Consider the following 14879-nt stretch of genomic DNA (forward strand, 5'->3'; position numbering starts at 1 on the left):
TTTTGCAACGCATTTCCCAGCTTTCCCCCAAGCGGCTGGCGCTGCTGGCGATGGAATTGCAGGAAAAGCTGGAACGTCTGGAGCAGGAACAGCAGGAGCCCATCGCGATCATCGGCATGGGCTGCCGTTTTCCCGGCGGCGCCAATGATGCGGAATCATACTGGCAGCTCCTGCGCGACGGCGTTGATGCCATTCGCGAAGTACCGCCGGATCGTTGGGACATCGAGGCCTATTACGACCCTGATCCTGATGCCCCGGGCAAAATGAGCACCCGCTATGGCGGCTTTCTCGACCAGGTCGACCAGTTCGATCCGCATTTTTTCGGCATTTCACCGCGCGAGGCTGCCAGCATGGACCCCCAGCAACGGTTGTTGTTGGAGGTGACGTGGGAGGCGCTCGAACATGCCGGCCTGGCGGCGGAACGCCTGGAGGGCAGTGCCACCGGCGTTTTTCTCGGCATCTGCAGCTCGGATTATCCGCAACTCCTGCTCGGCCGGGGGCCCGAAGCGTTCGATGCCTATCTCGCCACCGGCGCCTCGCATGCCATTGCCTCCGGGCGTTTGTCCTATGTGCTGGGCGTGCATGGTCCGAGCCTTTCCATCGATACCGCCTGTTCCTCTTCGTTGGTGGCGGTGCATCTCGCTTGTTTGCATCTGCGCAGCCGCACCTGCCGGCTGGCGCTCGCCGGCGGCGTGAACGTCATGCTTACGCCCGACACCACCATCACGCTCTCCAAGGCGCGCATGATGTCGCCCGACGGCCGCTGCAAGACCTTCGATGCTTCGGCCAACGGTTTCGTGCGCGGCGAGGGGTGCGGCATGGTCGTGCTCAAGCGCCTGCGCGACGCGCTCCGCGATGGCGACAACATCCTCGCGCTGATTCTCGCCTCGGCGTGCAACCAGGACGGCCGCAGCAGCGGCATCACCGCGCCCAACGGCCCGGCGCAGGAAGCCGTGATGCGTGAAGCCCTGCGTCAGGCTCATCTCGCCCCCCGTCAAATTGGCTACGTGGAAACACACGGCACCGGTACTTCACTGGGTGATCCCATCGAAGTGAACGCACTTGCCGCGGTGCTGGGCCGGGGCCGCGAGCCGGGCAATCGCCTGCTGCTCGGCTCGGTCAAAACCAACTTTGGCCATCTCGAAGGCGCGGCCGGCATCGCGGGTTTGCTCAAACTCGTGCTGGCCCTGCAGCACAAGCACATCCCGCCGCATCTGCATTTGCGGCAGCGCAACCCATACATTCCCTGGGAAGACTATCCCTTCGACATCCCGACCGTGTTGACGCCCTGGCTGCCGATCGACGGCAGGCGCATCGGCGCCACCAGCTCCTTCGGCTTCAGCGGCACCAATGCGCATCTGGTGGTGGCGGAATGGGACAGCAAACAGGCGCAGGAGTGGCTGCGTGGCAGCGACGCGAAAGCTGCCGCGGCGGTGCAGGGCCCCGCCGCCACAGCCTGCGAGCGGCCGCTGCATTTGCTCACCCTCTCAGCGAAGAGCAAAACGGCGCTGCAGGAATTGGCACGGCGCTACGCCGGCCATCTGGCGGCTCACCCCGAAGTTGCGCTCGCTGACGTCTGTTTCACGGCGAACACCGGCCGTTCGCATTTCAGCCAGCGTGCCGCCCTGCTCGCGGACACGACAGCCGCCATGCAGGAGAAACTGGCCGCCCTGGCAGCGGGAGAAACGGCGGAGGGCGTCATGACTGGTGAGCCGGCGGGCAACCGGCGTGCGGAAGTGGTTTTTCTCTTCACCGGCCAGGGTGCGCAATATCCCGGCATGGCGCGCCGGCTTTATGAAACCCAGCCGGTGTTCCGCGCAGCTTTGCAAAAATGCGACGAGTTGTTGCGGCCGCATCTCGAAATGCCGTTGCTCACTGTCTTGTTCAGTGAGTCCCCCTCGCTGACCACCGGCCACCTGCTTCATCAAACCGCCTACACCCAGCCGGCCCTGTTTGCCGTGGAGTATGCGCTGGCGGAATTGTGGCACTCGTGGGGTGTCGAGCCGGCAGCGGTGATGGGCCACAGCGTGGGTGAATACGTCGCAGCCTGTGTCGCGGGCATGTTCAGCCTGGAGGATGGTTTGAAGTTGATCGCCAGCCGTGGCCGGTTGATGCAGGCGTTGCCGGCCAATGGTGCAATGTCCGCCGTGTTCGCTGCGGAAGCGCGTGTGCGCCAGGCCATCGCCGCCCATCGCGACACTGTCGATATCGCGGCGATCAACGGCCCGGACAATATCGTGATTTCCGGCGAAGCCGGCGCTGTGGCGGAAATCGTCGGGCGCCTGGCCGGCGAAGGCATCAAAAGCAAATCGCTCGAAGTCTCGCACGCTTTCCATTCGCCGTTGATGGAGCCGATGCTGGAGGCATTCGAGCAGATCGCCGCCACGGTCAACTATCAGGCGCCGCGCATTCCCGTGCTTTCCAATCTCACCGCCGCGCCGCTGGATTTTGCAAATCCCGGTGGTGCGCAACACGACCTCCCGCCGTCGCCGGCTCGTGCGATGGCCGGCTATTGGCGGCGGCATGTGCGCCAGGCTGTGCGATTTTCGGATTCGATCATGCGTTTGCACCAGGAGGGCCACCGCATTTTCCTGGAGATCGGGCCGCAGCCCGTGCTGCTCGGGATGGCCGGCAAATGCCTGGAGGCGCAGGCTTCCCAGCGCCCGGCTGCGGCGCCGCTTTGGCTGCCTTCTCTGCGCCGCGACCGCGATGACTGGCAGCAGATGTTGCAGAGTCTGGCTGCGCTTTACCTGCAGAATGTGAATATCGATTGGAGCGGCTTCGATCGTGCCTATCCGCGCCGCCGGGTGGTGCTGCCTTCCTATCCCTTTCAACGGGAGCGGTACTGGCTCGAGCCAGCCGGCGCGCACAAAACCCCGGCGGCACCGCCCCGCCAGCGCGCCGCAGCGGCGGGACAGCCCGTCCGTCATCCCCTGCTGGGCCGCCGGCTGGCCGGTCCGCTGCCGGTCTTTGAACCGGAGCTCAGTCGTGCAGCGCTGAAGAATTTGCTGGACGAACATCGCGCCTGCGGGATCGCGGTTGTGCCGGGTGTGGTGGTGTTGGAAATGGCATTGGGAGCAGCGGTCGAGGCGCTGGCGGCGGCCGGCGTGACGCTGGAAGATGTCGTCCTGCACGACGCACTGGTCCTGCCGGAGGAGGACAGCCGCACCGTACAATTGATTTTAACACCGGAAGCTGCGGAGCGCGCCACCTTCCAATTGTTCAGCAGTGCAGCGGAGAATGTTGAAGAGCATGGCGCCTGGCAGCGGCATGCGTCCGGCAGAATCATCGTGCAGCAACCCGGCAAGGCTGCGGAGAGCATCGCGCTCGCTGCCATTCGCGAGTCCTGCCCGGAAAGCGCGGTGAGCGAGTTGCTCGAGCGCGTGCGCCGGCGCGGCATTCAGCTCACCCCGCAATCGCAAACGCTTGCCCGCCTGTGGCGCCGGCCGGGCGAAGCCCTGGGGTTGCTGCACATGAATGAAGCCGTGCGTCGCGAGTCCGGGGCGTTTCAACTGCATCCCGCCCTGCTCGATGCCTGTTTGCACACACTCGAAGCGGCGCTGCCCGAGGAGAGCGGTGCGGAGGGCACTTACATGCTCATGGGGCTGGCACGTCTGGAATGGCTGCGCCGGCCCGGCACCCGGATGTGGGCGCATGCCCGCCTTGCTGACAGCTGGGAAACCGCCCGCGAAACGCTGACAGCGGAAATGACTTTGTGCGACGACGATGGCGGCATCTGTGCCCGCTTCTCCGGTTTGCAATTCAAACGGGCTCTGCCGCTGGCGGTGCTGCGCTCACAGCTCCGGCAGTTGAACAACTGGCTGTACGAAGTGCAATGGCAGCCCCGGCCGGCCGACGCTGCCGCGCCGCCGCCGCCCGTGGCCTTCCTCCCCGGCCTGGCGGAAATCGCCGGCATTGTGCAGCCGCACATCGACCGGATTTATCGCGAGAACAATCTCGCTGTGTATGACGAGCTGTTGCCCCGGCTCGACGCCGTGTGCGGTGCCTACGTCTGCACGGCTTTGCAACAGCTCGGCTTCGGTTTCACGCCGGGAAAACGTTTCCAGACCGAGGAGTTGATGACCAGTCTGCGCGTGCAAGCCCGGCATCGCCGCTTGTTCGAACGCCTGCTGTTCATGCTGCAGGAAGACGGCTGGTTGCAGGCCGTGGATGGCGCGTGGCAGGTGATCGCGACGCCGGCGCCGCGCGATCCGGCGGCGGAAATGAATGCCCTGCTGGCGGCCTTTCCCGCGTGCGCGACAGAATTGGCGATCACACAGCGCTGTGCTGCCGGCCTGGCGGCGGCGCTGACCGGCGCGGTTGATCCGCTGCACCTGCTTTTCCCCGGCGGCTCGCTGGACGACACCGAACAGCTTTATCAGGAAGCGCCAAACTCCCGGGCCTTCAATCTGCTTCTGCGCGAAGCGGTAGCTGCCGCGTTGCAGCATCTGCCGCCCGAACGCCGGTTGACCGTGCTCGAAATCGGTGGCGGCACCGGCGGCACCACCAGCCGCTTGTTGCCGATGCTGCCCGCCGGGCGCACCGAATACGTGTTCACGGACATCGGCCAGCTCTTCCTGACGCGGGCGGCGCAAAAATTCAAAGACTATTCCTTTGTGCGCTATCAGATGCTGGACATCAGCGCGGACCCGCTGGCACAAAACTTCGCCCCGCATCATTTCGATGTGATCGTCGCCGCCAACGTGTTGCACGCCACCGCCGATTTGCGCACGACGCTCGCCAATGTGCGGCAACTGCTCGCCCCCGGCGGCCTGCTGGTTTTGCTCGAAGGCTCGCTGCCGCAGCGCTTCGGCGATTTGACCGTGGGCCTCACCGAAGGCTGGTGGAGTTACGCCGACAGGGATCTGCGACCGGATTACGCCCTGCTTTCTCCTGAAAAATGGCTGACACTGCTGCACGCCATGAACTTCACCGACGCCGTCGCCCTTCCCGAAGGCGCGACGCGTGTCGGTGTCTTGCGCACCCAGGCGGTGATTTTGGCGCGTGCGCCGCTGGACGTCTCCGCCAGCAACGCGGGCGCGAGCAAGACAAAAAGGGAAAAAGGAAGCTGGATCATCCTGGCGGACAAGGGGGGTGTGGCTGAGCAGCTTGCACAACGCCTCGCTGCGGAGGAACAAACGCCGATCCTGGTGCATGCCGGCGAAAACTTTGCCGCGCACGCGGCACAGCAGTTCCGCCTCAATCCCGGCGAACCGGAGGATTTCAAACGCCTGTTGCGCGAGGCGCTGACGCCCGACCTGCCGCGCTGCTGTGGCGTGGTGCATCTCTGGGCGCTGGATGCGCCGCCGCACGCCAGTCCCTCCGCCAGCGAGCTGGCAACGCTGCAAAACAAAATCACCGGCAGCGCCCTGCATATGGTGCAGGCGATGGCCACGGCTGCCGCAACCAAAGCCGCGCGTTTGTGGCTGGTGACCCGCCGGGCGCAACCCGTGGGAGAGCACCGCGGTGAGCTGGCTGCCTGGCAGGCGCCGTTGTGGGGTTTGGGCAAAGTCATCGCCATGGAACATCCCGAATGGCGCTGCACCCTTGTTGATCTCGATGCCGCAGACGGCGCGCACGAGCTTTACCAAGAAATCATGACGCAGGACGATGAAGATCAGATCGCTCGGCGCGGCGGCAGGCGTCATGTGCCGCGCCTGGTCGCCAGTTCGCTCCGTCTCGATCAGCCCGCCAAGCCCGGGCGGTTGCCAGTAAGCGGTGATGCCACTTATCTCATCACCGGCGGACTGGCGGGGCTCGGCCTGCTCACCGCGCATTGGTTGGTGGCACAGGGCGCCCGCCACCTCGTGCTGCTGGGCAGAAGCAGCCCCTCCGAGGCGGCGCAGGCAACGATTCGCGAGATGGAAAGCGAGGGCGCGCAGATCATTGTCACCCAAGCGGATGTGGCGGATTATGATCGCATGGCACAGCTCTTCGCCAGCATCGATGCCAGCCTGCCGCCGTTGCGCGGCATCATTCACTCCGCCGGCGCGATTGATGACGGCGTGTTGCTGCAGCAGAACTGGCCGCGCTTCGAGAAAGTGATGCGCGCCAAAGTGCCGGGCGCATGGAACCTGCACCTGTTGTCACGCGGCCGGCCGCTCGACTTCTTCGTGCTGTATTCCACCGGTGCTTCGCTGGTTGGCTCCGCGGGTCAGGGCAATCATGCTGCGGCCAATGCGTTCATGGATGTGCTGGCGCAGCAACGCGCGGCGCTCGGTCTGCCGGCGTTGAGCATCAACTGGGGCGCCTGGGCGGAGATCGGCACGGTGACGCGACACCGGCAAAGCGATCGTTTCACGCTGCACGGCAAAAGCACGATCACACCGCTGCAGGGCTTGCTCATTCTCGAACGCCTGTTGCAGGAGGCACCGCCGCAAATCGGCGTGCTGCCGGTGGACTGGGGCGAAGCCTTTGCCGGCATGGGCGCACGTCTGCATTCGCCCTTCTTTGCTGAAATCCGGCAGGGGGTGTGCCGACCGACCGCCGTCAGCAGTGAGCAACGGGACGGCAGCCAGGAGACACAGCCGGCCACATTGCCCGCCCGTCTCACCGCCGCGCCGGTGAGCAAGCGCCGGCAACTGCTTGAACAGTTCGTGCAGGAGCAGGCGATGAAAGTGCTGGGGCTTTCCCGGCCCGTACCGTTGCAACAGCCGTTGACCGAGCTGGGCCTGGACTCGCTGATGGCTGTGGAGCTGCGCAATGCGCTCGGCAAGGGCGTGGAACAAACCCTGCCCGCGACACTCCTGTTCGATCATCCTGCGATTGAGAATCTGGTCGAGCATCTCGGCAAAAATGTTCTGGGTTTGGAAATGGCCGCCACCGACGGGGAGGAATTGCCCAAAGTCAATGGCCGGCCGGTTGTGGCTGCGAAGGAGGCGGAATTGGATGCCCTGTCGGATGAAGAGATCGCGGCGTTGCTGGAGGAGAAGTTGAGATGAAGCCCTGCAGCATTTCCCGCGCGGCGGAGATGCCATGCCGGTTTGCACAGCCATCGCGATGAAAACGTTGCGCGGACCTCTGGTCTGCAAAGAAAGCAGGCAGCAGGTCTGCGCTGAGGCGCCGGTCAACAGCAAAAGGCTTCCAGGAAGTTGTCACGAAAATGCTGGAGCGCAGGCTTCCAGCTTGCAGGCAAACAAGATGATCTCGGCGCTGAATCCTCACACGTAACTGAGGCATTACGCGGGGGCGCAACTGCTTCCGCCACGGCGGCACAGCAGAAGAGGGTGGCGTTGGGAGCAGCACCCAAAACCCTCCCACGAAAATGAAGTTCCACGGAAATACTTTTGTAGGAGACCCTTCAGGGTCGGTGCCTGAAGGCACTACTACGAAAGCTCATTCTCATCCCGATGGGTGCCGTACGCGGCATGGCAATTACCACGAAAATGCCGTAGCGCAGGCTTCCAGCCTGCCTGCAGAAAAGATGTCTGTGCTACATTTTCATTCTGATGGGTGCCCATACGGGCATGGCAATTACTTGGCAGAGGGCTCAGAGTGGTCATCCGGTTGGACGATGCCATGTGCCAGCCACTGTTGGTACATAAACTCCCAGAACTGGCACTCACGGCCGAGGTGGGGCAGCAGGCGCTCGCGGCAGGTGACAAAATCTTTGAAGGTGAGGAATTCCCACACATCGGCATAGTGCATGTCGCGCAATATCGTGGCATCAGCCAGATTTTCCGGGACGCTTCACCGGTTGCGCGAATCTCCCGGATTTCCCCGACCGTGTGGCGATCGTTCCACATGAAATACGGAATGATATCGTCACGCGACAGATCGAGCCACGGAAGTTCGCTTTGGGTATTCACGAGATTCCCTGTGCTGCCGTTGTTTTTGCGATCGGCCGAGACGGCCGGAGAGATGAGCGATTCGGCCCAACATGGGCCGGCAGCGCATCTGTTGCAATCCTTTGTTTTTGCCGGCTGCGGCACTGTTACGTTGATTTTTGTAGCCCCGCCCCCTCGTGGGTCGCTGCTGAAGTGGCAAAAATTCATTTTTGAGAACAGACGTCGACGAGGGCGGGGACTACAGAATTCACGTTTACAGTGCACCACCCCTGCTTTTCTGTTCTGTCGAGGAACCTGAATGAGTAATCCCGCACCCAGTAAAGACCAGCGCGAGCTGCTCAAACGCGCGTTGTTGAAGATCGATGACCTGCAGGCCCGGCTTGACCGGCTCAATGAACCGATCGCGGTGATCGGCCTGGGCTGCCGCTTTCCCAACGGCGCCAATGATCCGGAAAGCTTCTGGCAGCTGCTGCGCGAGGGGGTCGATGGCATCACCGAAATTCCGCCGGAGCGCTGGAACGTGGACGCCTATTACGATCCCGATCCCAGTGTGCCCGGCAAGATGTACACACGCCGCGCCGGTTTCATCGAAGGGGTCGATCTTTTCGATCCGCAGTTCTTCGGCATCGCGCCGCGTGAAGCCGTGAGCATGGACCCGCAGCAGCGCCTGCTGCTGGAGGTGACGTGGGAGGCGCTGGAGCACGCCGGCCAGGCGCCCGCCAAACTCGCCGGCTCACGCACCGGCGTTTACATCGGCATCAGCGGCAACGATTACTCGCATTTGCAGTCCACCTCCGGCTCGCGGGATTACATCGACACCTATTTTGGTGCGGGGGTGGCACACAGCATTGCCTCCGGCCGGATTTCCTATCTGCTCGGTCTGCAGGGGCCGAGCGTCTCGGTGGACACCGCCTGCTCGGCCTCGCTCACCGCCCTGCATCTGGCCTGCCAGAGCCTGCGCCTGGGTGAAAGCGACCTGGCACTGGCGGGCGGCGTGAACGTGATTCTCTCGCCGGATGGCATCATCACGGCCTCACAAGCGCGCATGCTCTCCCCCGATGGCCGCTGCAAAACCTTCGATGCCTCCGCCGATGGCTACGTGCGTGCCGAGGGCTGCGGCATGGTCGTGCTCAAACGCCTGTCTGATGCCTTGGCGAACCACGACCACATTCTCGCGCTGATTCACGGCACGGCTGCCAATCAAGACGGCCGCAGCAGCGGCTTGACCGCTCCCAACACGGCGGCGCAACAGGCCGTGATTCGCGCCGCGCTGGAGAGGTCCGGCCTGCAACCGTCGGATATTTCCTATCTCGAAACCCACGGCACCGGCACCGCGCTGGGCGATCCCATCGAAGTGCAATCGTTGGGCGCGGTGTTCGGAGCGGACCGTTCGCCCGCGCAGCCATTGTTGATCGGCGCGGTGAAATCCAACATCGGCCACCTCGAAGCCGCGGCGGGCATTGCGGGCTTCATCAAAACCGTGCTGGCATTGCAGCATCGCGAGCTGCCGCCGAGCCTGCACGTGCGCCATCTGAATCCCTACATCGCCTGGGACAAGCTGCCGATCAAAGTCGTCACAACGGCCATGCCCTGGTCCCTGCCGCCCAACCAGCGCCGCCTGGCAGGTGTCAGTTCCTTTGGTTTCAGCGGCACCAACGTGCACGTCATCCTCGAGGAAGCGCCGGCGCGCCCGCCGGCGGCAGCGACGAACGCCCTTGAGCGGCCGCGGCATGTGCTCACACTTTCCGCCAAAAGCGAAGCCGCACTCCAGCAACTGGCAAGCCGCTATCAACACCATTTGGCGGAGCATCCGACGGCTGCGCTGCCCGACATCTGTTTCACCGCCAATGCCGGACGCAGCCATTTCACCCACCGGCTGGCGCTCACCGCCGCAACGTGCGCGCAAGCACGCGAGTTGCTCGCCGCCTTCTGCAGCGGACAGGTGCCGCCCGGGGTGCAGGTGGGCCAGGTCGATGAAGGTCAGCGCCCCGGGATTGCGTTTCTCTTCACCGGCCAGGGCGCGCAGTACCCCGACATGGGCCGTCAGCTTTATGAAACACAGCCGGTGTTTCGTGCCGCGCTGGAGGAATGTGATGCACTGCTGCGGCCGCATCTCGAAAAACCCCTGCTGTCGGTGTTGTTCCGGCAACCATCTGCAGCGCTCACGGATAACTGGCTTGACCAGACGGCCTACACCCAGCCGGCCTTGTTCGCCATCGAATATGCGCTCGCCGAGCTGTGGCGCGCCTGGGGGGTGCAGCCGGCAGTGGTGATGGGTCACAGTGTGGGCGAATATGTGGCGGCCTGCGTTGCCGGTGTGTTCAGTTTGGCAGACGGCTTGAAATTGATCGCGGCGCGCGGCCGGTTGATGCAGGCGCTGCCGCCAAACGGCACGATGGTGGCGGTGTTTGCCGGGGAAGCGCTGGTGCGTGCCGCACTCGCCCCCTATGCCGGCCGGGTTGACCTCGGCGCAATCAACGGCCCCAACAATATCGTGATCTCCGGCGAAGCCGCGGCCGTGGCGGCGCTCGTGGCGCAATTCGAACAACAGGGCATCAAAAGCAGGCCGCTGACGGTCTCGCATGCCTTTCACTCGCCCCTGATGGAGCCGATGCTGGACGAGTTCGAGCGCATTGCCGCGGAGATCGCATACGCGCCGCCACGCATCGGGTTGATTTCAAATCTCACCGGCAAGCTCGTGGCCGAGGATGAAGTCACCAATGCGCAGTACTGGCGCCGCCACGTGCGCGGCACGGTGCGCTTTGCCGAGGCCATGACCGCGCTGCCGCAGCAGGGCTGCTGCATCTTTCTCGAAATCGGCCCGCGGCCAACCCTGCTGAGCATGGGACAGCGCTGTCTGCCGGAAGGCACGGGATTGTGGCTGCCCTCGTTGCGTCCGGGCCGCGACGATTGGGAGACGATGCTGGACTCGCTAGCCAGTCTCTACGTTCACGGCGTGAACGTGGACTGGGCACGTTTCGACCGTGACTATGCCCGGCAGCGCGTGATCCTGCCGACCTATCCGTTTCAACGCAGCCGCTATTGGGCCAAAGCCGCGGAGCTGGGCAGGAGGCGGGGAGCAAGGCGCATGGGGCAAGAGGCGGGAAGCGAAGGTCAAGCGACGGGGCATCCCCTGTTGGGTGCACGGTTGCGCTCGGCGCTCAAAGAAGTGCAATTCGAGAACGAAATCAGCCTGACGACGCAGGAATTCCTGCGCGAACATCGCTTCTATGGCACCGCCGTTTTCCCCGCGACGGCTTATGTTGAAATGGCATTGGCCGCCGCAGCCGAAGTATCGGGCGCGCCCCCTGCCGTGCTGGAGCAGGTGAATATTCACGAAGCCCTGTTGTTGCCGGAAGACCAGACCGCCATCCTGCAAACCATTCTCACGCCCCTGCCGGGAGGCAAATTTGCCTTTCAGATGTTCAGCATGAGTGAAAACGGTGGCGACGGCAAATGGCGGCTGCATGCCGAGGGCATGCTGCTCTCCGGCATTGCAACGCCCACAGCCGGGAAGATCGGGCGGCGGGAAATACTCGCGCGCTGTCCCATCCCGTTCGCAGTTGACGCCTATTATCGCCGCTTCAGCGAACTGGGGGTCGATTACGGGCCGGGCTTTCGCGGCCTGACGGCCATTCAGCGCGGGGAGGGGGAAGCGCTGGGGCACGTGCAATTGCCCGCCGGAACGGTCAGCGACGAGTTTCATCTGCATCCTGCCCTGCTGGATGCCTGCCTGCAATTGCTGGGTGCCGCGGCCTTCGATGAGCGTCAGGCGGCGGAGCAAAGAGTCTACATGCCCGCGGGTTTCGAACGGCTGCGGGTGCATCTTGCGAAGGTGCAGGCCGTCTGGTGCCATGCCCGTTTGCGGCCGGGCGGCAACGAGCAGGCGCTGGTGTGTGATCTGCACCTGTTCGAAGAGGACGGCACGCCCGTCGCCAGCCTGGAGGGGTTGCGCTGCAAACGCGTGACGCCCGCGGCGCTGCAGCGCTTGCCGCAGAAGATCGACGACTGGTTTTATGAAATCCACTGGCAGCCGCAGACCCTGGCGGAGATGGCTGCTCCGGCGGCGGCGCCACAAGACCGGCCGGGTGTCTGGCTGATTTTGGCCGGTGCCGACGGCGCCGGCAAGGCGCTGGCAGAATGTCTCGAGCAGCGGCGGCAAACCTGCATTCTCGTTTCCGCCGGGGAAAAATTCACACGCCGGCAGCCAAACGAATGGTGTGTCAACCCGGCGGAACGCGCGGATTTCGAGCGCCTGTTGCAGGAAAGCGGCTTGCTGCAGGAGGTCAACTGGCGCGGCGTGGTGCATTTGTGGGGTTTGACCGCCGGCCTGGAGGAGAAGATCTCCGCGGAAGTGCTGCAGCAAAATGCGCAGTTTGTGTGTGGCAGTGCTCTGGCCCTGGTGCAGGCGATGGCGGGCGCGAAACTCGCGGGGGCTCCGCGCCTGTGGCTGGTCACCGCCGGTGCACAAAGCCTCGATGGCGATGCTGCGCCGCCGGCAGCCGCGCAAATGCCGTTGTGGGGGCTGGGCAATGTGATCGCACTGGAACATCCGGCGTTGCAGTGCCGCCGCGTCGATCTCGAGGCCGGCGCCGTGCTGCCGGCCATGCCGCAGCTTGCGGAGGAATGTTTAGCGGAGGGCGCGGAGGATCAAATCGCCTGGCGCCGCGGCCGGCGCTTCGTTGCGCGGCTGCGGCGTGCACCAATGGAAAGCCATGAATCCCGTGCGCTGCGGGATTCGGTATTAGAGGAGCGTCCGGTCAAGTTGGAGATTCCCAGGCGCGGTATTCTGGAAAATCTCCAACTTGTACCGTTGACGCGGCGGCCGCCGCAACGCGGCGAAGTCGAAATTCGCGTGCTCGCCACCGGCCTGAACTTTCGCGACGTGCTCAACGCGCTGGGCATGTACCCCGGCGATCCCGGCCCGCTCGGCAATGAGTGTGTTGGGCGCATTACGGCCGTGGGCGATGGTGTGACGGATCTGGCCGTCGGCGACGAGGTGATGGCGCTGGCAGCGGATACGTTTGCGACTTATGTCACCACGGATGCCGCTTTCGTGGTACCCAAGCCGGCACCACTCAGTCTCGAGGAGGCAGCGACACTGCCGATCACTTTTCTCACCGCCTATCATGCTTTGCTGCATCTCGGGAAGATGCGGGCCGGCGAGCGGGTGCTGATTCACGCGGCTGCCGGAGGTGTCGGGCTGGCTGCGGTGCAGCTCGCGCAGCGCGCCGGCGCGGAAATTTTTGCGACCGCGGGCAGTCCCGAGAAGCATGCCCATTTGCGCGCGCTGGGCGTGCAGCACATTTTCAGTTCGCGCACGCTGGATTTCGCCGAACGGATCCGGCAGCTCACCAACGGGGAAGGCGTTGACCTGGTGTTGAATTCGCTGGCGGGGGAATTCATTCCCCGCAGCCTGGCGCTGCTGCGGCGCGGCGGCCGCTTTTTGGAGATTGGCAAGACCGACGTGTGGAATGCCGACCGCGTCAAGGCATTGTATCCGGAGGTGTCCTATCACGTCATCTATCTCGGTGAAACTGTGCGGCAGCAGCCCGCGCTGATTCGGCGGCAGTTTCTGGAATTGTACCAAGCCTTCACGCGCGGCGAGCTCAAGCCCTTGCCCGTCACCTCGTTCCCGCTGGCCGAGGCAGTGAGCGCCTATCGTTTCATGGCACAGGCCCGCCACATCGGCAAAGTCGTTTTGACGCAGCCGGAGCAGGCAAATGGCAAGGAGCATGGGGCAAGTGACAAGGAGCAAGGGGCAGGGGGCAGGAGGCAAGGAACAATAGATGAGAGGGCGAGTTACCTCATCACCGGCGGCTTGGGCGCGTTGGGTTTGCACGTGGCCAGGTGGATGGTGGAGCAGGGTGCGCGCCATGTGGTTTTGGTGGGTCGTTCGGCACCCTCGCCGGAAGCGGCGCGTGTGATCGCGGAAATGGAGCAGACGGGCGCGCAGATCACGATCGCCCGCGGCGACATCAGCCGGGAAGACGAGGTCTGGCGGATCGTGGCGGACATCACACCGCCGCTGCGCGGCATCGTGCACGCTGCCGGTGTGCTGGCCGACGGCGTTTTGCTGCAGCAGGAGTGGTCCCGCTTTGCCCGCGTGCTGGCACCCAAAATGAACGGTGCGTGGCATCTGCACCGTGCCACCCGCCATCTGCCGCTGGATTTCTTCGTGATGTTCTCTTCGATTGCCGCGCTGTTCGGCGCCACCGGCCAGGGCAATTATGCCGCGGCCAATGCTTTTCTCGACGGCCTGGCGCATTACCGCCGCCGCCAGGGGCTCCCCGCGCTCAGCATCAACTGGGGCGCTTGGGCGGAGGGAGGCATGGTGACCAGCTTGGGCAAGCGCGGGGAGCACAAGATGAGCGGCACCGGTTTGAGTTTGATTGCGCCCGAGCAGGGTGTGCAGGCACTGGCACGGCTGCTCGCCAGCGACCGTACGCAGGTGGTGGTGATGCCGATCGCCTGGCAGCAATTTCTGCAGCGCTTTGCTCCCGGCCAGGAGCCGCCGTTCTATGCCGAAATGGCGCGACAAACCCGCATCGACCCCAAGTATTTCAAGGCCCCGGAGCAGGCCGTCACCATCCTGCAGGCATTGGAAAAAGCCACCCCTGCGGAGCGTCTCGAACTGCTGACGGCACATGTGCGTGAGCAGGTGGTCAAGGTGCTGGGGCTGGAAGGCGCACCGCCGCCCGGCCTGCACCAGGGCTTGACCGATCTCGGCATGGATTCGTTGATGGCGGTGGAGTTGAGCAATCGCCTGCGTGCCAGCTTCGGCAAGTCCCTGCCTTCGACTTTGGCATTCGAACACCCGACCATTGCCGCGCTCACGCAGTATCTCGCCACGGAAGTCCTGGCATGGGAGACGGCAAGCGAAGCAGCAGCGCCTGACGCCGGCAACGGCGGCGTTCCGGCTGTGGCTGAGAGTCTCGCAAACCTTTCCGGCGAGGAGCTGGAGGAGTCGTTGTTGAAGGAATTGGAAGGGGCGGGGTATTAGCCTGCGATAGGCAGGCTGTGGTGGAAAACCGGCTGGTGGCCGGGGGCGAAGAGTACACTCCCCGGCTGCAGCGAGTCAAAAACACCGGC

Annotated in this window: 3 protein-coding genes; 2 read left to right on the forward strand and 1 reads right to left on the reverse strand. The window is 64.1% G+C overall.

Going from position 1 to position 14879, the window contains the following annotated elements; all coding sequences use genetic code 11:
* Positions 1-2: 2 nt before the first annotated feature.
* The gene (locus ONB52_19500; protein MDZ7418317.1) at positions 3-6941 is read left to right on the forward strand and encodes a type I polyketide synthase; all 6939 of its coding nucleotides are present in this window, start codon (positions 3-5) and stop codon (positions 6939-6941) included.
* A 532-nt stretch (positions 6942-7473) separates the two neighbouring features.
* On the opposite strand, the gene ONB52_19505 is transcribed toward ONB52_19500, so the two are convergent.
* On the reverse strand, positions 7474-7647 hold the full coding sequence (locus ONB52_19505; GenBank protein ID MDZ7418318.1) for a hypothetical protein: 174 nt from the start codon (positions 7645-7647) through the stop codon (positions 7474-7476).
* Positions 7648-8085: 438 nt separating this feature from the next.
* On the opposite strand from ONB52_19505, the gene ONB52_19510 reads away from it, so the two are divergent.
* Positions 8086-14790, forward strand: coding sequence for a type I polyketide synthase (locus tag ONB52_19510; GenBank protein ID MDZ7418319.1), 6705 nt, complete (start codon positions 8086-8088; stop codon positions 14788-14790).
* The last annotated feature ends 89 nt before the right edge of the window (positions 14791-14879 follow it).

This window comes from candidate division KSB1 bacterium (assembly GCA_034506255.1).
Lineage (GTDB): Bacteria > Zhuqueibacterota > Zhuqueibacteria > Zhuqueibacterales > Zhuqueibacteraceae > Coneutiohabitans > Coneutiohabitans thermophilus.

Excerpts from the sequence above, each read along its gene's own strand:
- ONB52_19505 (MDZ7418318.1), bottom strand. The coding sequence starts at position 7,647 with ATGCACTATGCCGATGTGTGGGAATTCCTCACCTTCAAAGATTTTGTC.
- ONB52_19510 (MDZ7418319.1), top strand. The coding sequence starts at position 8,086 with ATGAGTAATCCCGCACCCAGTAAAGACCAGCGCGAGCTGCTCAAACGC.